Origin of the sequence: Citrobacter sp. CtB7.12 (assembly GCF_001297795.1) — a bacterium.
In the GTDB taxonomy this organism is placed as follows: Bacteria; Pseudomonadota; Gammaproteobacteria; order Enterobacterales; family Enterobacteriaceae; genus Citrobacter_A; species Citrobacter_A amalonaticus.
Map to the genome: position 1 here is coordinate 486,366 of NZ_LIFT01000003.1, position 17,848 is coordinate 504,213.

Consider the following 17,848-nt stretch of genomic DNA (forward strand, 5'->3'; position numbering starts at 1 on the left):
TTAATGTCCTTGCGCGGTTATCAGTTGCCGTTTCGTCAGCTGGTCGTAGATCATCACGGTCAGCAAGCCTTCGGCGATAGCAATCGGGATCTGCGTCAGGCAGAAAATCCCCATAAACTTGACGACAGACCCTGTCGCACCCGCTTCGGGATCCGGGAAGGCCACGCCAAGCTGTACAGATGTCACAAAGTAAGTCACCAGATCCGCCAGCATGGCGCAGAGGAAGACGCCAACATCACGACGGATCCCGGCGCGACAGGCCATCTTCCACACCATATAGCCGACAACCGGGCCAATCACCGCCATCGACATGCCGTTAGCGCCCAGGGTGGTCAAGCCACCGTGCGCCAGCAGCAGCGCCTGGAACAGCAGTACGATAGCGCCGAGAACCGCCACCACGCCCGGACCAAACAGGATCACCGCCAGCCCGACGCCTGTCGGATGTGAGCAGCTACCGGTAACCGACGGGATCTTCAGTGCCGACAGCACAAAAATAAACGCCCCGCACAGCGCCAGTAGCACTTTCTGATGGCTGTCATCCATCACGATATGTCGCAGGCGCACCAGTCCGTACCACAGGCACGGTAAAAACAGCAACCACCAGGCCAGCGCCCACATCGGCGGTAAAAATCCCTCCATGATGTGCATGGCGAACGCCTGCTCCGGCACAATCATCAGCAATAGCGCCGCAGCCAGACCACTGAATGACAGCTGTTTCAGCTGTTGTTCGAGTTTCATTCTGCATACTCCCACTGTTTGTTGACCAGGATGGTCGAGAAATAAGGCAACGGCTGATCGTCGCTGACCTCGTTGAGATGCCGCCAGCACTGCTCTCCAGGGAGCGTGGCCTCGGACATCATCAGTGCACAATCCAGTAATCCGGCCTGATCCAGCAGCGCTTTAATCCGCGCAAAGCGACCATAGACCTTCATCAGTACCAGACTGTCGTGTTGACGTAGCGCCTGGGCGATCTCCGCTTCCGGTGCGGTACAGGAGATCACCGCCAGCGACTGCTGTTCCATCGCCAGCGGCGTTTTGGATCGGGCGGCAATGGCGGCAAACGACGTCACGCCAGGCACGATCTCCAGCCAGTCAGGACACCCGATGCGCTGTAGTAAAAAGACCCAGGTGCTGAACAACATGGCGTCACCCAGGGTGATAAATCCCACCTGTTTGCCTGCCTCCACTTCCTTAACCAACGCTGCGGTCACTTCATCCCAGACCGCCTCTTTTTCCGCGCTGTCTGCGCTCATGGGGAAATGGCAGCAACGAATTTCTGTGTTCGTGCCGATGTACTCCCGCACGATGGAAAGCGCGAGGCTGTCGCCACCCTTACGTCCCGCCGGGGCATAGAGAATATCCAGTGAACCCAGAATACGTGAGGCGCGAACGGTAATCAGATCGGCTGCTCCCGGGCCGGTGCTCAGGGCGTACAGTTTGCCGCTCATGCCGCTTCCTCCATCGCCACGCTCAGCGCTTGTTGCAAATGCGCGACGAACATCGCCCGCACCGCCGGATTTTCGCCAAGACCGCTCAGCCACGGCGTTGCCGTGATCCCCGCCGCCGTAAACAGCGTTTTCCACGAATCATCGTCGTCCGAAGCCATATCATTGATGGCGTGATCCCCTGCCACCAGCATCAGCGGCATCAGATGGACGGCTTTGACCCCCTCTTTGCTCAGGCTCTCAATCAGAATATCGACTTCCGGATAGCTCTCCACCGCGCCGACGCGCGCCGGGAAGCCCTGCGCCATCATCATGTGGTCGAGGCAGGCATAAGCGGCAAACGCGTGATGGCTGGCGCCGTGGCCCATGAATACCACTTTCTCATTGGCGGCGGGGACAGGCATCTGCTGTTTCAGGGCGAGCATTAACTGCGCGTAATCGTCATGGCTGCTCAACAGCGGCACGCCCAGCGTCAGGCGGGCAAACAGCGGACGCAGAGTCTGCACTTCACGGACAATTTTTTCATATTCGTCGCCGTTAATGATGTGCAGCGACTGAATCGCCACATCCTGATATCCCTGATCAGCAAGCTTTTGCAGCGCCTGCAGCGGGGTATCTATCTCAATACCATCACGCTGTTTGAGCTTGCGAATAATCATTCCAGAGGTAAAGGCACGGAACAGGGTGCGGTCAGGACAGCTGGCGGCCAGATCGCGCTCGCAGGCCACAATGTTCTTCTCGCAGGTATCGTGATAGCTGGTGCCAAAGCTAACCACCAGAAGCGCTTTTTTCATTTTCTGATTCCTTAAGCAGCGGCCAGCCAGCGCGCCAAACGTTGCGCAAATGCGGCCTGACTTTCCAGTAACTCATCTCCCGTCACCAGCGGCGCCGGGCGGGTAATCACGATGCAGGGAATACCTGCATCCAGACAGGGTTGAACCTTTTCCTGATAACCGCCCTCTGCGCCAGAAGCCTTGGTTATCACGACGTCAGCCTGACACTGACGATAAAACGCAGCGTTAAATTCAGCGCTGAACGGCCCGCACAGCGCGAACGTCTCGCCTACGCCAAAGCCCAGATCGGCGCACTGTTGAATCACCTCGGGGACGGGCAACACGCGGGCGAGCAGCGTTTTTTCCGGTAAACCTGTGCGCCATATCGCCAGATCTTTACTCCCGGTAGTCAGCAGTACGCGCTCGCCAAAACGTCGTGCAACGTCACACGCCTCGGCAATGCTCTGTACAGTGAAGAGCAGCGGATGCGTCAGTTCACTAAGCTGTTCCGGGCGCTGGTAGCGGCTCAGCAGCACGCCAGCCCGTTCGCAGGCGCACAGAATATTGCGGCTCACCACTTCGGCATACGGGTGCGAAGCATCGATCACCCATCGCGTTCCGTTCTCCTTCAGCCAGTTCACCATTTCATCCTGCTCGAGCCGACCACAGCGCACCTGCCCCTTGATATCGCCAGCCAGTTGTTTCCCGGTCGGCGTCGCCACCGACAGGGTGTAGGCCACATTAGCGGCATCCAGTTGCTGGCACAGCGCACGGGCATCGCTGGTGCCGCCCATGACCAGAACCTCACCAAAACTCACAGCACGTAACCTCGTGGCGTGATCATCAGACCGTCCTGCACATAAGTCGCTTTGTTACCGACGATCACCAGACTGGTCATATCCACCGGTTCAAAATCCATCTCGCCCAGCGTAGTCAGCCATTTCTCCTGCTTTTTACGCCCGGCGGATTTCACCACTCCCACCGGCGTTTGCCCGCTTTTACTGGCGGAAAGCAGTTCAAATGCGCGCGCCAGATGTCCCTCACGGCCCCGGCTGCGCGGGTTGTAGAAGCAGATGACGAAGTCCGCTTCTCCGGCGGCGATAATACGTTTTTCGATAACCGGCCACGGCGTAAGTAAATCGCTTAAACTGATGTGACAAAAATCGTGCATCAGCGGTGCGCCGAGCAGCGACGCCGCCGCGATACTGGCAGTCATCCCCGGGATCAGGCGCACTTCAACGTCCAGTTTCTGTTTGCTGACCAGCTCCAGCACCAGCCCCGCCATGCCGTAAATACCGGCGTCACCGCTGCTGATCAGCGCCACGTTGTGTCCGGCCTGCGCCAGTTCAATCGCCGCATGGCAGCGCTCGATCTCTTTGCACATGCCGGTTTTGATCACCTGCTTGTCACCGGTAAACGCTTTGACGAGGTGAGTGTAGGTTTTGTAACCCACAATAATTTCTGCCGCCTGCAGGGCCTCAACGGCTTCCATGGTCATCATGGCCTGTGAGCCGGGGCCGATTCCGATTACGGTTAACATCAGTGTGAAACTCCCAAAGTGATAGTGACGCCCTGCTCACGCAAGGTTTCGCCGGTCAATTGCCCATGACTCAGCAGCCATGCTGCCGGACCCGAGACGCTTCCGACGCCGACCGTCTGGCGAACAAACGGCGAAGCCGGAAAGTGATGTTCATGCTCACGCAGCGCGTCAGCGGTAAAGGTTTCAAACGGCACACGCCAGCAGGAGGCAAGTTGGATCAGCCCCTCTTCGTCTTTCTTGAGCGACACGCTGCCGATGGCTTTCAGCGCCAGCGGATCAAAGCGCTGCGCTTCAAGCTGACGCGCCAGCAGCGCAGCCAGTAGTGGGAACGGCGTATCGCGACGACAGCCAATGCCAGCGACCACCCGTTGTGGCACCAGTTTCCAGTGTTGAACCGGAATATCCGGCAATTCGTTACGTAACGTGACGCACACCAGCGCATCCAGTTCAGGCAACTGCTGGAGATCGGTAACGGTAATGAACCCACGGCGATCGCAGTGGCGGACGTCTTCATCCAGTTCTTCATCCCACCACAGTCCCACGCGCTGGTTGCTCACCAGCATCTGATTCACCGCTTTTACTGCGGTGCGAAAGTCGGTCATACGGGCGTTGAGCTGAAACGCGAGGGTGTCCAGTGCCGCCATCTCATTGACATCGGTGGCAGTGGTAATCACCGGATCGGCGCCCAGCATGCCGGCGAGATAACGGGTCAGCGCGTTCGCGCCGCCCGCATGGCCGGAAAGCAGGCTGATCACATGCTGGCCGCGCTCGTCGATCACCACCACCGCCGGATCGCTGAACTTGTCATTCACCAGCGGGGCCAGCACGCGCACCGCGATGCCGGTCGCCCCGATAAAAATCAGCGCGGAATAGTTCGAAAACGCGTCGCGCGCGGCGTGGGCGAACCCGCCGTCGAACGGTAAGAAACCGTCCTCCAGCAATTTTTCACTGGTAAAACAGGTCAGCGGTAACATCGCTGCCAGCCGTTTAGCCAGCATTACACCGCCGGGCGTCAGGCAAAACAGCGCGATTGATTCAGGCTTTACGGTATTCATGGCTAAAGTCCGCGGCATAGAGTCTGGAGTAGTGATACTCATCTCCGAGGAAATTCCCGACCAGGATGAGCGCCGTTTTGCGGATCCCGGCGTCGCGCACTTTATCGGCGATATCCGCCAGCGTGCCACGCACAGTTTGACTTTCCGGCCAGGTCGCTTTGTAGATCACGGCCACCGGTGTGGTCGCCGGGTAACCGCCCTCAATCAACCGTTCCGCAACCCGGTTGATACGCTGGACGGAGAGATAAATTGCCATTGAGGTCTGGTGGCTGGCGAACGATTCCAGTTGTTCACGTTCTGGCACCGGCGTGCGACCTTCGAGTCGCGTAATAATCAGGCTTTGCGAGACTTCCGGCACGGTGTACTCAACCCCCAGCTCCGCCGCCGCGCCGAGGAAAGCGCTGACCCCCGGCACCACCTGCCAGGGGATACCACGTTTGGTCAGCTCTTCCCCCTGTTCGCGCACCGAGCCATACAGCGACACGTCGCCGGTTTGCAGGCGCACTACCGTTTTTCCGGCCTTCACCCCCTCTTCCATCAGGGTGAGGATTTGCTCAAGGTGCAGTTCCGCACTGTCGTGGCACTCCGCGCCCTCCGGGCAATACTCCAGCAGTTCGGTGTTGATCAGCGATCCGGCGTAAATCACCACCTGCGCCTGTTGCAACAGCCGGTAACCCTTAAGCGTAATCAGCTCCCGATCACCCGGACCTGCGCCGACAAACCACACACAACGGGGATCAAATGTCTCAGACATGGCGTTCTTCCTTCTGGCAGGCGATGACAAAAACGGGATTGTTCGGTTTGAAATAGTGACCCGCGCCCAGCGTGGTCAGCGACGAAATCTGCATTTGCAGGCAGTCCACGTCCTGCACACCGCGCTGTTGCAGATGTGCCAGCGCGGTGTTGAGGTTTTCCTGTAGGATGAAGGTCATCACCAGGCGTCCGCCAGCGTGCAACTGGCGCATAGACCAGTCGATCAGTTCTGTAAGATGTCCCCCACTGCCACCCATAAAGACGGCATCGGCTTTCTCGGTCATCATCATTGGCGCTTCACCCGGCAGAATATCGATATTCGCGCAGGCGAAATGCTGACGGTTTTCGTCGAGTAAACGCAGCGCCGCCGGATTGCGCTCAATAGCCGTAATGTGTAGCGACGGAAACTGTAGCGCGGCTTCGATGGACACACTGCCGGTTCCGGCCCCGATATCAATCAGGTGACTGGCCCGGTGCAGTTCAAGTTTTGCGAGAGCGAGCGCACGTACCGCTTCTTTGGTCATCGGCACCTTCTCACCGCGCAGGAAAAGCTCATCTTTCATCAAGGATCACCACTGCATTCATCTCATATTCGGCATGGACCTCGCTGACGCGCAGCCAGTGGATCCGTTCGTTTTCCATCGCCAGGTTTTCACCAATCACCATCCAGCGATCGCCCTTTCCTCGTGCAACCAGTTGTGCAGCAATGTCACGCGGCCCGCACTGACCGTCGGTGACCATTGCCACCTTGTTATGCTGCGCCAGCGTATCGAAACAGACGCTGCGCCCGTGGCTACTGGTGAGCCACATGTCATTCATGTCGATTCCCGACTGCGCGCACAGATACTGCACCGCGCTGATACCTGGAATGATGCGTACCTGCGCAACGCCAAAATGCGCCACCATCCGCGTACCGATGCCGTAAAACAGCGGATCGCCAGAAGCCAGAACCACCACCCGCTTATCCTGATGCGCCGCAATCCATGCCAGCAGTTCGGGAATGTTGGCGCCCAGCGCAAACTGCTCGCCGCGAAAGTCCGGGAACTGCTGCAAATGGCGCTTACCGCCGACCAGCACATCGGCCTCATCAACCGCCGCGCGCGCCGCCGGCGTCATCAGGTGCAGACCGGCTGGCCCCATCCCCACGACCGTCAGCATTGCATCTCCCGGGCGATAGCGTCGACGGGGCGGTTGCTACCCAGAACCTGGTTATCAAACGAAAACATGATCGCGTCGCAGGTCGGCGGGGTTTTGGTAAAGCGCAGCATCTGCATCACGCGCTGACAGATGCGTTCAGCAAGATGGTTGTAGAGGTGCTGAAAGCCGAACGCGTCGATGTGCTCCATTGCCGCTTCAGTGGTGTCGCAATCGCTTACCAGCGTCAGCAACTCCCGCGGCGCGCCGAGCAGCGCCAGATGCGCCACCAGCGTTTCCATTCGCGCATCGGCTATGTGGCTGTGGGTATGGAAGATCCCGGCAGCAATTTTGATCAATTTCCCAGGATGACCGACGAGCACGACCTGGCGAAATCCCAGCCGCACCGCCTCTTCAATCATGTAGCCGACAAAGTTGCTCATGGTGACCACCACGTTGGTATCGATGCCCATCTGTTCGCGGACGAAACGCTCACCATGATTACCCGGCACCAGAACTACCCGCTCCAGTCCGGCGGCACGTTTGATTTCCAGCTCCAGCGATAACGACCGCTTCCAGCTCTCTTCGGACATGGGGGTCACAATACCGGTGGTGCCAATAATGGAAATTCCGCCAAGAATACCGAGACGCGAGTTGTAGGTTTTTTGCGCTCGTTCTTCGCCTTCCGGGGCAAATATTTCGATTTCCGCCCCGCGTACCGGGCCTATCGCCTCACGCACGGCGGACTCAATGGTGTGACGCGGGGTGCGATTAATTGCCGCGCTGCCGACAGGCAGACCAATCCCCTTGCGGGTGACGGTGCCGACGCCTTCGCCCCCGGACAGGACAATTTCACCGCTGTCATTCAGCGTGACGCGGGCGAAAATCAACATCCCGTGGGTGGCGTCGACATCATCGCCACCATCTTTACGGATCGCGGCAATGGCCTGCTGTCCTTCAATGTGTGGAGATTCCACGTTCAGACACAGAGTGACGCCGGAAGGTGTGACAATCGATACCTGATGGATCAGATGCTGACGCAACACCATCAGCGCGGCGACTTTTGCCGCCGCCGTGGCGCACGATCCAGTGGTATAACCTTTGCGCAGCGCTTTGCCGTTATGCCAGACGGGCGCGTCGAAAGACTGATCGCTCATCGCGCCCCCTGCATGTAATACAGCATGGCGTTCACGATCGCCGCCGCAACGTTACTGCCGCCTTTGCGTCCGAGGGCGGCAATGGCGGGCAACTGGCTGTGCGTCAGCGCCTCTTTGGATTCCGCCGCGCCGACAAATCCCACCGGCACGCCGACGACGCCGCTTACCGCTACATCTTTTTCCAACAGGCGAAACAGCGCAGTGGGCGCGTTGCCAAAGACAAACACTTTTTCGCCTTCTTCCGTCACGGCAATGTCGACAGCCGCCATTGAACGAGTGATACCCTGCGCTTTCGCTTGCGCTACCACGCGCGGATCGCTGATATAGCAGCGACACTCGCCCCCCGTCTTCGCCAGCAGGGTTTTATTGATCCCCGACAGCGCCATGGTGGTGTCGGTATAGATAACCGATGGGCGACTTAGCGCTGCACAAAGTTGTTCCAGCGCATCATCCGAAAACCAGAGAATATCCAGCCAGTCGAAGTCAGCGGTGGTATGAATCACCCGTTTGATGATGGCTTCATGTAGCGGACTGGCAAACTGGTACTCCGGGCGCGTTTCATGAATGATCTCGCCAATGATGTCAAAACTTTTGGCTTCAATCGCCTGGGGTTGCTGGATGTATTGCATTGTCATTTATCCTCAGGCCACACCCACTACCAGCCAGCGCGTCACAAGGAACAGCACCAGAGCCAGCGTTGAGGCAACCCACATCAGTCGAATCGTTTGGGAAATGTCATCTATGGAAATAGTGCGCTGCGCGTCGCCGATCCACGGTTTTTCAACGCGCTCGCCAAAGTAATCATTCGGGCCGCCCAGTCGAATGCCCAACGCACCGGCAACGGAAGCCTCCGCCCAGGCACAGTTCGGGCTGCTGTGGTTATAGCGATCCCGCCAGCCCACACAGAGCGCCCGGGCGCCGTCACGACGGCACAACACCGCTGCCGCGCTCAGCAGCAGCCAGCTCAGCCGTGCAGGAATGTAGTTCGCGACGTCGTCCAGGCGAGCGCTGACCATGCCAATCGCCCGGTATTTTTCGTGTTTATAACCCACCATGGAATCCAGGGTATTCACCGCTTTGTAGGCCATCGCCATCGGCGCGCCGCCAATTAAAAGGAAGAACAGCGGCGCGATAATGCCGTCAACCGTATTCTCCGCCACGGTTTCCACGACCGCCCGGTTGATCTGTTCTGGCTGAAGTTGCGATGTGTCGCGCCCCACAATCCACGAGAGCTTTTCGCGGCTTTGTGCAAGGTTACCTTCGCGCAGCGGGCGCTCAACCTCTTGCGCCGCCGTTGCCAGACAGCGCCCCGCCAGCACGGTGAAAATCATCCAGACTTCAACGACCCAACCGAGCCATGGATGAATCCACGCCGCCAGGTGTAACACGCCCCAGGCAACCGCCCACGTCAAGCCGACAACCACCAGCCACATCACCCCACCACCAATGCGTAACGCCCGGTCGCTGTGGCAGTAGCGGCGAATAATCCGCTGCACGGCAGTGATCAGATTGCCTATCCAGCGCACCGGATGCGGCCAGTCTGGTGGGTCGCCAATCACGACATCGAGAAGCCAGGCCACACACCATGCCAGTAGCGTCATAACGCCTCCCGCGCGGCATTCAGCCAGTGATTAAGCATTAATGGACGCTGAGCAAAGTGAACGTGCAGGTAGCTGGCGAAGGTGTTGCCCGTTCGCCAGCCACCGGACCACGCCTGCACCGTCTGACCGTCACGGACTTTACGGCAAGCCAGCACAGCGGGGGTTTCAGGGGAAAAATCGGAGTAATGGAATTCATGACCGCGCAGCACATCGCCTTCCGCGGCCAGCAGCGTGGGCTGCAAAGCCTGCGCTTCACAATAGCCAAAGCGGGTTAGCCGTTTACCCATTTTGCTGCGACCGGGAAGGATATCGGCCATGCGATGCTCAACCCCGTCGGCATCTTCCAGCAGGCTGCCGAGGTACATTAATCCGCCGCATTCGGCATAAATGGCGACACCGCGCTGATGCGCCTCGCGCAGGCTTGTCAGCATAGTAGTATTGGCCGCCAGCGCGGACGCGTGCAGTTCCGGATAACCGCCGCCCAGCCAGACCATTTGACAATCGGGTAATTCGCGATCGTGGAGCGGGCTGAAGCGCACAATGTTGACGCCGGTACGCGCCAGCAGCGCCACGTTATCGGGATAATAAAAATTAAAGGCCTCATCATCAGCCATCGCCAGCGTCAGTCCTTCTCCGGCGTTGGGCGCAGGACGTTCAGGCCATTCGCCTGGCGGCAATGCCTGAAGGTGGCTTAACGCCAGCAACCGATCGATATCCAGTGTACTTTCCAGCCGGGCGGCGAAATCCTGCCACGATTGTTGATTGACGACGGACTCACGCGCGGTCACCAATCCCAGATGCCGTTCGGGTAGCGCGACGCCGTCAACGCGCGGGACGTAACCCAGCACCGGCACAGCGCAGTAGTGCTCGATAGCGGTTTTCAGCAACTGGAAATGGGACTCACTGTTGACGCGGTTAACGATGACGCCGGCAATGTTCAGCGTCGGGTCGAAATGCTGGAAGCCCATCACCGTGGCGGCAATGGAAGTAGAAACGGCTTTCCCGTCAACCAGCAGAATGACCGGACAGCCCAACTGCTTGGCCATCGCGGCGGTACTGCAATAATCAGGATCTGTACCGTAACCGTCGTACAGCCCCATAACCCCTTCGATCACTGCAATATCTGCATCCTGCATCTGTTCGCGGAACAGCGCATTAAGCACCGGCTCGGGGAGCATGAAACTGTCGAGATTACGGGAGGCGGTACCGCTGATGGCCGTATGCCAGGCGGTATCCAGGTAATCAGGGCCGACTTTGCAGGGCTGGACGCGTAAACCACGTTGTTTCATCACGTTCAGCAAGCTCAGCGTCACTGTGGTTTTACCACAGCCGCTACCGGTACCTGCCAGAACAAACGCGTACTGCTTTGCCGCCATGACCCTGATCCTGTTCAGGGTGGTAGGGATGTACTGACACCCAGTCTTCCGACTGTACGCATCTGAGCAACCCACTTCCCACCGAAGTTGTTGGTAGTATCCGACAGGCTGGTCTTCTGGCTTAGCGTCGTCCTCGCCCGTCCTTCCCAATCTTGCGATCAGTGGTCTTCACGGGGTTGTCAGCATCACAGCAGCGGGGGCTGCGGGGGATTTTCACCCCCTTCCCAGACACAAATGTGTCAAACCTGTCGGCTTAAATGATGAACAGAATGAATTCTCCTCATCACAACAATACTTTTCGTTACTTATTCGTTACGCATTTTTTATCAACAAAAAACGCCGCAATAAAACGATTCTGAATGAAATGTCGTGCAAGAGAATAATGAAACCTCTTAACAATGACACTGTATCTCATCACAGAAATAAAAACTGGTGAAGTTTATTCCGTTAAGAGCGATATTTTATTGCGCTATGACAATTTATTGCTGTACTAAAAACACTTAACCATTATAAATGACCGGATTACGCGGGAATATCAAAAATCGGCAATAGCAAAATATTGCTATTTATGCCGATTCAGCAGGCAAGTTTTCATTTATTTTTTGCCGATAGGCCTGCGGCGTAACCTGATAAGTCTGACGGAACACTTTGCAAAAATAGCTGGTTTGCGAAAAACCTAAATTGCGGGCAATACTGGCAATGCTCCAGTCACTGTGACAAAGCAGCTCTCTGGCACTGGCCATGCGCTGTTGATTGACCCACGCGTTAAAACCAATGCCCTGATATTTTTTGAACAGTTTGCTGAAGTAGTACGGGCTCAGGTAAACATGCGAGGCCACATCTTCAAGGCGAAGATCGTCTGACAAGTGGGCATCAATATAGCGCAACGCCTTTTTCATTTTGCTGTCATGAGGGCTGGCGGCGCGGGTCGGGCGTGAAGGCTCAGCAGGTTGCGTGCTGTCTTTGATCACCACGAAATTGAGTTGCTTCTTGAGGCAGTTTTCAACAATGAGTTTGAGCAGATCCGCCGAGGCCATCACGCGAGAATAGTCCATTTCCGGGACATTACTGAACTCATTGAGCAGTTCAGGATCGGCCTGCCAGCGATCGTCAACCTTCATGATATCGAGCAGATCGGCGCCATCATCGTTACGTAAACGCACCTGGCCGCACAGAACGAATCCAACAAGATGGCCTGCGATCACGAGAGGAATAGAGAAATCAGTAAGCCCGGCATGGCAGCGATAGATACAGGGTTGATCCGATTTTGACGCTTCCAGTCCCCCACAGCGATCGCTCATACGACACCGGGTACTGTGTTGCGGATGCTGACGCATCAGTTGGCAAAAAGGTGTGAAATTAAACAGCTCAGAAATCTCATCACCGTGAATATTGACAACCACAACAGCCAGGCTGGTCGCTTGCGCAAAATCCTGTGCGATTTTATTAATGAGTTCTGAGTTCAGGGTGCTCGCAGAAATCATGATAAAATCCCTCAGTTAATCCATTGTTATAATGAAAACATAAATTTTACATTTACTTCTTATCATCCCCATCCTTGTATGTAAATGACAGAAAGTACAAGGGACAATAACAAAAGTCTCCCTGGGTGGGGAGACTTTTTAGTCAGTTCGTGAAAGCAGATCACGAAAAAGAAATTAAAGACGTGATATTAGCCACGCCAGCCAAAATTACGCGTCCGTCTCTTCGATTTTACACGTATTACAGGGCAAATTTTTACCGATAAGGTACTTATAGATAGCCGCGCCCGCACACGCACCAATCAATGGCGCAATAATCGGCACAATAAAGTACGGAATATCGCGTCCACCAGTCATCGCAATATCTCCCCAACCTGCCATCCAGGCGAACAGCTTAGGACCAAAATCACGCGCCGGGTTCATGGCAAAGCCGGTTAACGGGCCTGTGGACGCACCAATTACCGCCACCAGAATACCGATCAGCAGTGGCGCCAGTGCCCCTTTAGGCACACCGTTACCATCGTCGGTCAGCGCCATAATCAGCCCCATCAGGATTGAGGTGATGACGATTTCGACCCCTGCCGCCTGCCACACGCTTAGCGCAGCCGCCGGATAGGTACTGAAAATACTGGCCAGATAGAGGCTATCTGCGCTGCCGCGAACCATGTTGTGGGCAGTTTCATACTCAATAAATAAATTGCCGTAAAGCAGATAAGCCAGCACCGCACCGCCAAACGCTCCCGCGACCTGCGCGATGATGTAAGGCAGAACTTTGCGTCCCGGGAAGCAGGCAAATAACCAGAGTGCGACTGTGATGGCCGGGTTCAGATGCGCTCCGGAAATTCCCGCCGTCAGATAAACCGCAAGCGAAATACCCAGACCCCAAATAATACAAATTTCCCAGAGACCCAGACTGGCGCCTGCGACTTTCAGTGCGCTAAGGCAGCCGATACCAAAAAACAAAAACAATCCGGTACCCAAAAACTCGGCAATGCATTGCGCTTTCAGTGAATCATTCATTGTGACACCTTCTTAGAAGCGTTCGTGTCCTTACCAGCGGACCCTTGCTGGTCGTAGAGTACAACGGCACTACTATAGGAAGAGGCCGCTGAAAATTGTTGGCAAACTGCGCATTCTCAGACCTGGAAAAATCGTGTTGTTATAGCAATTTCTTGCCATCTATTTATTCAAAGGCAGCGTGTAGAGTGCCTGAATGTAATTAACCAGGACGATTCGTGATAGCAAAAATTGGTTATTTGAAGATTTTCCTTTTCCAATCAATGTCACAAATTGGATTTTCCGCATAGCAAATTAAATTAACCCTGTCACCCTCCAAAATGTAAATATGGAATAGCAAAAGCCAAAATATCACATTAATAAAAAATAATAAAACCAATAAAAACAAATAGATAAAATACAACAAAGCAAGTTTGTCACATTCACAGCCCACTAATTTTTCACCCAGACTTTCAAGTCAGCCATTCTTTTTCCTCGCTTCTTTTTATAGTCATGAATATCGGGACAACCCAGGCGAGGTCTTTATGCAACAAGAAGCATTAGGAATGGTAGAAACCAAAGGCTTAACTGCAGCCATAGAGGCCGCAGATGCAATGGTGAAGTCAGCCAATGTCATGTTGGTCGGCTACGAAAAAATTGGCTCAGGGCTGGTAACCGTCATCGTTCGCGGTGATGTCGGTGCCGTAAAAGCGGCGACCGATGCTGGCGCTGCTGCTGCGCGCAACGTGGGAGAAGTGAAAGCCGTACACGTGATTCCACGCCCTCATACCGATGTTGAAAAAATCTTACCGAAGGGAATTAACCCATGAGCAGCAATGAACTGGTTGAACAGATCATGGCGCAGGTCATTGCCCGTGTGGCAACGCCTGATCAAGCGGGTATCCCTGATAAAACCCATCCAAAACGAGAGACGGCTATGGCAGAGAAGAGCTGCAGTTTAACGGAATTTGTTGGCACCGCGATTGGCGACACCATAGGTCTGGTGATTGCAAACGTAGACAGTGCCCTGTTGGAAGCAATGAAGCTTGAGAAGCGCTATCGCTCCATTGGCATCCTGGGCGCGCGTACCGGCGCGGGTCCGCACATTATGGCGGCAGACGAAGCGGTCAAAGCCACCAATACCGAAGTGGTAAGCATTGAACTCCCTCGCGATACCAAAGGCGGCGCGGGTCACGGTTCTCTCATTATTATCGGCGGTAACGACGTTTCCGACGTTAAGCGCGGAATTGAAGTGGCGCTGAAAGAACTCGATCGCACCTTTGGTGATGTGTATGGCAACGAAGCCGGACACATCGAACTGCAGTACACCGCTCGCGCCAGTTACGCGCTGGAAAAAGCGTTTGGTGCGCCGGTTGGCCGTGCCTGCGGCGTGATTGTGGGTGCTCCGGCTTCCGTCGGCGTGTTAATGGCAGATACTGCCCTGAAAGCCGCGAACGTTGAAGTTGTGGCCTACAGCTCTCCGGCACATGGCACCAGCTTCAGTAACGAAGCGATCCTGGTGATCTCCGGCGATTCTGGCGCAGTGCGTCAGGCGGTTATCTCAGCGCGAGAAATCGGTAAAACCGTTCTTGCGACCCTCGGTGCTGAACCGAAAAACGATCGCCCGTCCTATATCTGAACTCCGTGAGGCTCATTCATGAGATCGAAAAGATTTGAAGCACTGGCGAAACGCCCTGTCAATCAGGACGGATTCGTTAAGGAGTGGATCGAAGAAGGCTTCATTGCGATGGAAAGCCCGAACGATCCCAAGCCGTCGATTAAAATCGTTAACGGCGCCGTCACCGAACTCGATGGCAAATCGGTCAGCCAGTTTGACCTGATTGACCACTTCATTGCCCGTTACGGCATCAACCTGGCACGCGCAGAAGAAGTGATGGCGATGGACTCCGTAAAACTCGCTAACATGCTGTGCGATCCTAACGTAAAACGTCGCGACATTGTGCCACTGACCACGGCGATGACCCCGGCAAAAATTGTCGAAGTGGTTTCGCACATGAACGTGGTTGAGATGATGATGGCGATGCAAAAGATGCGCGCGCGTCGCACGCCATCCCAACAGGCACACGTCACCAACGTCAAAGATAACCCGGTACAGATTGCAGCCGACGCCGCAGAAGGTGCATGGCGCGGATTTGATGAGCAGGAGACCACAGTAGCTGTGGCGCGTTATGCCCCGTTCAACGCCATTGCGCTGCTCGTCGGTTCCCAGGTGGGCCGCCCCGGCGTGTTAACCCAGTGTTCACTGGAAGAGGCAACCGAACTGAAGCTCGGTATGCTGGGACACACCTGCTACGCCGAAACCATTTCCGTCTACGGTACCGAACCGGTCTTTACTGACGGCGACGACACGCCGTGGTCAAAAGGTTTCCTCGCCTCTTCTTACGCTTCGCGTGGGTTGAAAATGCGCTTCACTTCCGGTTCAGGTTCTGAAGTACAGATGGGTTATGCCGAGGGCAAATCCATGCTGTATCTCGAAGCGCGCTGCATTTACATCACCAAAGCGGCAGGCGTACAGGGTCTGCAAAACGGCTCCGTAAGCTGCATCGGCGTTCCGTCCGCAGTGCCATCAGGAATTCGTGCGGTACTGGCAGAAAACCTGATCTGTTCCTCGCTGGATCTGGAATGCGCCTCCAGTAACGACCAGACCTTTACCCACTCCGATATGCGTCGTACCGCGCGTCTGCTGATGCAGTTCCTGCCGGGGACAGACTTTATCTCTTCCGGTTATTCCGCCGTGCCGAACTACGACAACATGTTCGCGGGCTCCAACGAAGATGCGGAAGACTTTGATGACTACAACGTTATCCAGCGCGACCTGAAAGTGGACGGTGGTCTGCGTCCGGTACGTGAAGAAGACGTTATCGCCATTCGTAACAAAGCAGCGCGCGCTCTGCAGGCGGTTTTCGCTGGCATGGGGCTGCCGCCCATTACGGATGAAGAAGTTGAAGCCGCAACCTACGCCCACGGTTCGAAAGATATGCCTGAACGTAACATCGTTGAGGACATCAAGTTTGCGCAGGAAATCATCAATAAGAACCGCAACGGTCTGGAAGTGGTGAAAGCGCTGGCTCAGGGCGGCTTTACCGATGTCGCGCAGGACATGCTCAACATCCAGAAGGCCAAGTTAACCGGGGACTATCTGCATACCTCCGCCATCATCGTCGGCGATGGACAAGTGCTCTCTGCCGTCAATGACGTCAACGATTATGCCGGTCCGGCAACAGGTTATCGCCTGCAAGGCGAACGCTGGGAAGAAATTAAAAACATCCCTGGCGCACTTGATCCCAACGAGCTTGGCTAAGGGGTGAACAATGGAAATTAATGAAAAATTGCTGCGCCAGATTATCGAAGACGTGCTGTCCGAAATGCAGACCAGCGATAAGCCCGTCTCATTTCGTGCACCGGGAACGTCAACCGCGCCTGCTGCACCGGCCGGTGACAGTTTCCTGACGGAAATTGGCGAGGCGAAACAGGGCACACAACAGGACGAAGTGATTATTGCGGTCGGCCCGGCGTTTGGTCTCTCTCAGACCGTTAACATCGTCGGTCTGCCGCATAAAAACATTCTGCGCGAAGTGATTGCCGGGATTGAAGAGGAAGGTATTAAAGCGCGTGTAATTCGCTGCTTTAAATCATCCGACGTGGCCTTCGTTGCCGTTGAGGGTAACCGTCTGAGTGGTTCCGGCATCTCTATCGGCATCCAGTCAAAAGGCACGACGGTCATCCATCAACAGGGACTGCCGCCGCTGTCCAACCTGGAGCTGTTCCCGCAGGCTCCGCTGCTGACGCTGGAAACCTATCGCCAGATTGGTAAAAACGCCGCGCGTTATGCCAAGCGTGAATCACCGCAGCCGGTCCCGACGCTGAACGACCAGATGGCGCGCCCGAAATATCAGGCTAAATCCGCCATCTTGCACATTAAAGAGACGAAGTACGTCGTGACGGGCAAAAACCCGCAGGAACTGCGCGTGGCGCTTTAATAAGGATCCCTTTATGAATACCGATGCAATTGAATCGATGGTTCGGGATGTGTTGAGCCGCATGAACAGCCTGCAGGGCGACACATCTGCCCCGGCAGCAGCTTCGGGCACTACGACCCAGACCGCCAAAGTGACCGACTATCCGCTCGCCAGTAAGCACCCTGAGTGGGTTAAAACGGCCACCAACAAAACGCTGGATGAGTTCACCCTCGAAAACGTTCTGAGCAACAAAGTGACCGCGCAGGATATGCGTATCACACCGGAAACGCTGCGCATTCAGGCGGCTATTGCCAAAGATGCCGGACGTGACCGCCTGGCGATGAACTTTGAGCGCGCCGCAGAACTGACGGCGGTGCCGGACGATCGCATTCTCGAGATCTATAACGCCCTGCGTCCTTATCGTTCAACGAAAGAAGAACTGCTCGCGATCGCGGACGATCTTGAAAACCGCTATCAGGCCAAAATCTGCGCCGCGTTTGTTCGTGAAGCGGCGGTGTTGTACGTCGAGCGTAAGAAGCTGAAAGGCGACGACTAAG

General features: G+C 55.8%; 20 protein-coding genes and 1 riboswitch. Of the genes, 5 read left to right on the forward strand and 15 right to left on the reverse strand.

Going from position 1 to position 17,848, the window contains the following annotated elements:
- From cbiM to pduF, 15 genes are all read right to left on the reverse strand, one after another.
- Positions 1-738 carry a cobalt ECF transporter S component CbiM gene (gene cbiM / locus AOY24_RS06375; protein WP_042318216.1) on the reverse strand — a complete coding sequence of 246 codons (738 nt, stop codon included), beginning with the start codon at positions 736-738 and terminating at the stop codon, positions 1-3.
- On the reverse strand, positions 735-1,448 hold the full coding sequence (locus AOY24_RS06380; RefSeq protein ID WP_043000252.1) for a cobalt-factor II C(20)-methyltransferase: 714 nt from the start codon (positions 1,446-1,448) through the stop codon (positions 735-737). The genes cbiM and AOY24_RS06380 overlap by 4 nt, the downstream gene beginning before the upstream one ends.
- Entirely contained in the window at positions 1,445-2,239 is a 795-nt protein-coding gene (locus AOY24_RS06385) for a sirohydrochlorin cobaltochelatase (RefSeq protein ID WP_043000251.1), read from the reverse strand. The genes AOY24_RS06380 and AOY24_RS06385 overlap by 4 nt, the downstream gene beginning before the upstream one ends.
- A gap of 11 nt (positions 2,240-2,250) precedes the next feature.
- On the reverse strand, positions 2,251-3,036 hold the full coding sequence (locus AOY24_RS06390; protein WP_044266784.1) for a cobalt-precorrin-6A reductase: 786 nt from the start codon (positions 3,034-3,036) through the stop codon (positions 2,251-2,253).
- Complete coding sequence (locus tag AOY24_RS06395) at positions 3,033-3,758, reverse strand: precorrin-3B C(17)-methyltransferase (RefSeq protein WP_042318211.1); 726 nt, start codon at positions 3,756-3,758, stop codon at positions 3,033-3,035. The genes AOY24_RS06390 and AOY24_RS06395 overlap by 4 nt, the downstream gene beginning before the upstream one ends.
- Positions 3,758-4,813: a cobalt-precorrin 5A hydrolase gene (cbiG, locus tag AOY24_RS06400; protein ID WP_044326738.1), complete on the reverse strand. Its 1,056-nt coding sequence runs from the start codon at positions 4,811-4,813 to the stop codon at positions 3,758-3,760. Before cbiG ends, AOY24_RS06395 begins: the two co-directional genes overlap by 1 nt.
- A complete protein-coding gene (locus AOY24_RS06405; protein WP_043000247.1) occupies positions 4,794-5,567 on the reverse strand; it encodes a cobalt-precorrin-4 methyltransferase in 774 nt (257 codons plus the stop codon). The genes cbiG and AOY24_RS06405 overlap by 20 nt, the downstream gene beginning before the upstream one ends.
- Positions 5,560-6,129, reverse strand: a complete 570-nt coding sequence (locus AOY24_RS06410; RefSeq protein WP_054176325.1) for a decarboxylating cobalt-precorrin-6B (C(15))-methyltransferase — start codon at positions 6,127-6,129, stop codon at positions 5,560-5,562. The genes AOY24_RS06405 and AOY24_RS06410 overlap by 8 nt, the downstream gene beginning before the upstream one ends.
- Positions 6,119-6,724, reverse strand: a complete 606-nt coding sequence (locus AOY24_RS06415; RefSeq protein ID WP_043000245.1) for a cobalt-precorrin-7 (C(5))-methyltransferase — start codon at positions 6,722-6,724, stop codon at positions 6,119-6,121. The genes AOY24_RS06410 and AOY24_RS06415 overlap by 11 nt, the downstream gene beginning before the upstream one ends.
- A complete protein-coding gene (gene cbiD / locus AOY24_RS06420) occupies positions 6,718-7,857 on the reverse strand; it encodes a cobalt-precorrin-5B (C(1))-methyltransferase CbiD (protein ID WP_043000244.1) in 1,140 nt (379 codons plus the stop codon). Before cbiD ends, AOY24_RS06415 begins: the two co-directional genes overlap by 7 nt.
- Positions 7,854-8,486, reverse strand: a complete 633-nt coding sequence (locus tag AOY24_RS06425) for a cobalt-precorrin-8 methylmutase (protein WP_043000243.1) — start codon at positions 8,484-8,486, stop codon at positions 7,854-7,856. The genes cbiD and AOY24_RS06425 overlap by 4 nt, the downstream gene beginning before the upstream one ends.
- Before the next feature lie 12 nt (positions 8,487-8,498).
- A complete protein-coding gene (gene cbiB / locus AOY24_RS06430; protein WP_043000242.1) occupies positions 8,499-9,458 on the reverse strand; it encodes an adenosylcobinamide-phosphate synthase CbiB in 960 nt (319 codons plus the stop codon).
- On the reverse strand, positions 9,455-10,834 hold the full coding sequence (locus tag AOY24_RS06435; protein WP_054176326.1) for a cobyrinate a,c-diamide synthase: 1,380 nt from the start codon (positions 10,832-10,834) through the stop codon (positions 9,455-9,457). Before AOY24_RS06435 ends, cbiB begins: the two co-directional genes overlap by 4 nt.
- A gap of 88 nt (positions 10,835-10,922) precedes the next feature.
- Positions 10,923-11,098, reverse strand: a riboswitch (cobalamin riboswitch).
- Positions 11,099-11,400: 302 nt separating this feature from the next.
- Positions 11,401-12,318: a regulatory protein PocR gene (gene pocR / locus AOY24_RS06440; protein ID WP_043000240.1), complete on the reverse strand. Its 918-nt coding sequence runs from the start codon at positions 12,316-12,318 to the stop codon at positions 11,401-11,403.
- A 207-nt stretch (positions 12,319-12,525) separates the two neighbouring features.
- Entirely contained in the window at positions 12,526-13,335 is an 810-nt protein-coding gene (gene pduF / locus AOY24_RS06445; protein WP_054176327.1) for a propanediol diffusion facilitator PduF, read from the reverse strand.
- A gap of 521 nt (positions 13,336-13,856) precedes the next feature.
- Here pduF and pduA point away from each other — a divergent pair.
- Genes pduA through pduE form a run of 5 tightly spaced genes read left to right on the forward strand, consistent with a single transcriptional unit; the run spans position 13,857 to position 17,847 of the window.
- Positions 13,857-14,141 (forward strand): propanediol utilization microcompartment protein PduA, encoded by a 285-nt coding sequence (gene pduA, locus AOY24_RS06450; RefSeq protein ID WP_012906330.1) that lies wholly within the window; start codon positions 13,857-13,859, stop codon positions 14,139-14,141.
- Complete coding sequence (gene pduB / locus AOY24_RS06455) at positions 14,138-14,950, forward strand: propanediol utilization microcompartment protein PduB (protein WP_054176328.1); 813 nt, start codon at positions 14,138-14,140, stop codon at positions 14,948-14,950. Before pduA ends, pduB begins: the two co-directional genes overlap by 4 nt.
- 18 nt (positions 14,951-14,968) lie before the next feature.
- Positions 14,969-16,633, forward strand: coding sequence for a propanediol dehydratase large subunit PduC (pduC, locus tag AOY24_RS06460; RefSeq protein ID WP_042318193.1), 1,665 nt, complete (start codon positions 14,969-14,971; stop codon positions 16,631-16,633).
- A gap of 10 nt (positions 16,634-16,643) precedes the next feature.
- Positions 16,644-17,312 (forward strand): propanediol dehydratase medium subunit PduD, encoded by a 669-nt coding sequence (pduD, locus tag AOY24_RS06465; RefSeq protein WP_043000237.1) that lies wholly within the window; start codon positions 16,644-16,646, stop codon positions 17,310-17,312.
- A gap of 13 nt (positions 17,313-17,325) precedes the next feature.
- Positions 17,326-17,847 (forward strand): propanediol dehydratase small subunit PduE, encoded by a 522-nt coding sequence (pduE, locus tag AOY24_RS06470; RefSeq protein WP_043000236.1) that lies wholly within the window; start codon positions 17,326-17,328, stop codon positions 17,845-17,847.
- Position 17,848 lies beyond the last annotated feature (1 nt).

Excerpts from the sequence above, each read along its gene's own strand:
- cbiM (WP_042318216.1), bottom strand. The coding sequence starts at position 738 with ATGAAACTCGAACAACAGCTGAAACAGCTGTCATTCAGTGGTCTGGCT.
- AOY24_RS06380 (WP_043000252.1), bottom strand. The coding sequence starts at position 1,448 with ATGAGCGGCAAACTGTACGCCCTGAGCACCGGCCCGGGAGCAGCCGAT.
- AOY24_RS06385 (WP_043000251.1), bottom strand. The coding sequence starts at position 2,239 with ATGAAAAAAGCGCTTCTGGTGGTTAGCTTTGGCACCAGCTATCACGAT.
- AOY24_RS06395 (WP_042318211.1), bottom strand. The coding sequence starts at position 3,758 with ATGTTAACCGTAATCGGAATCGGCCCCGGCTCACAGGCCATGATGACC.
- cbiG (WP_044326738.1), bottom strand. The coding sequence starts at position 4,813 with ATGAATACCGTAAAGCCTGAATCAATCGCGCTGTTTTGCCTGACGCCC.
- AOY24_RS06405 (WP_043000247.1), bottom strand. The coding sequence starts at position 5,567 with ATGTCTGAGACATTTGATCCCCGTTGTGTGTGGTTTGTCGGCGCAGGT.
- AOY24_RS06410 (WP_054176325.1), bottom strand. The coding sequence starts at position 6,129 with ATGAAAGATGAGCTTTTCCTGCGCGGTGAGAAGGTGCCGATGACCAAA.
- AOY24_RS06415 (WP_043000245.1), bottom strand. The coding sequence starts at position 6,724 with ATGCTGACGGTCGTGGGGATGGGGCCAGCCGGTCTGCACCTGATGACG.
- cbiD (WP_043000244.1), bottom strand. The coding sequence starts at position 7,857 with ATGAGCGATCAGTCTTTCGACGCGCCCGTCTGGCATAACGGCAAAGCG.
- AOY24_RS06425 (WP_043000243.1), bottom strand. The coding sequence starts at position 8,486 with ATGCAATACATCCAGCAACCCCAGGCGATTGAAGCCAAAAGTTTTGAC.
- cbiB (WP_043000242.1), bottom strand. The coding sequence starts at position 9,458 with ATGACGCTACTGGCATGGTGTGTGGCCTGGCTTCTCGATGTCGTGATT.
- AOY24_RS06435 (WP_054176326.1), bottom strand. The coding sequence starts at position 10,834 with ATGGCGGCAAAGCAGTACGCGTTTGTTCTGGCAGGTACCGGTAGCGGC.
- pocR (WP_043000240.1), bottom strand. The coding sequence starts at position 12,318 with ATGATTTCTGCGAGCACCCTGAACTCAGAACTCATTAATAAAATCGCA.
- pduF (WP_054176327.1), bottom strand. The coding sequence starts at position 13,335 with ATGAATGATTCACTGAAAGCGCAATGCATTGCCGAGTTTTTGGGTACC.
- pduA (WP_012906330.1), top strand. The coding sequence starts at position 13,857 with ATGCAACAAGAAGCATTAGGAATGGTAGAAACCAAAGGCTTAACTGCA.
- pduB (WP_054176328.1), top strand. The coding sequence starts at position 14,138 with ATGAGCAGCAATGAACTGGTTGAACAGATCATGGCGCAGGTCATTGCC.
- pduC (WP_042318193.1), top strand. The coding sequence starts at position 14,969 with ATGAGATCGAAAAGATTTGAAGCACTGGCGAAACGCCCTGTCAATCAG.
- pduD (WP_043000237.1), top strand. The coding sequence starts at position 16,644 with ATGGAAATTAATGAAAAATTGCTGCGCCAGATTATCGAAGACGTGCTG.
- pduE (WP_043000236.1), top strand. The coding sequence starts at position 17,326 with ATGAATACCGATGCAATTGAATCGATGGTTCGGGATGTGTTGAGCCGC.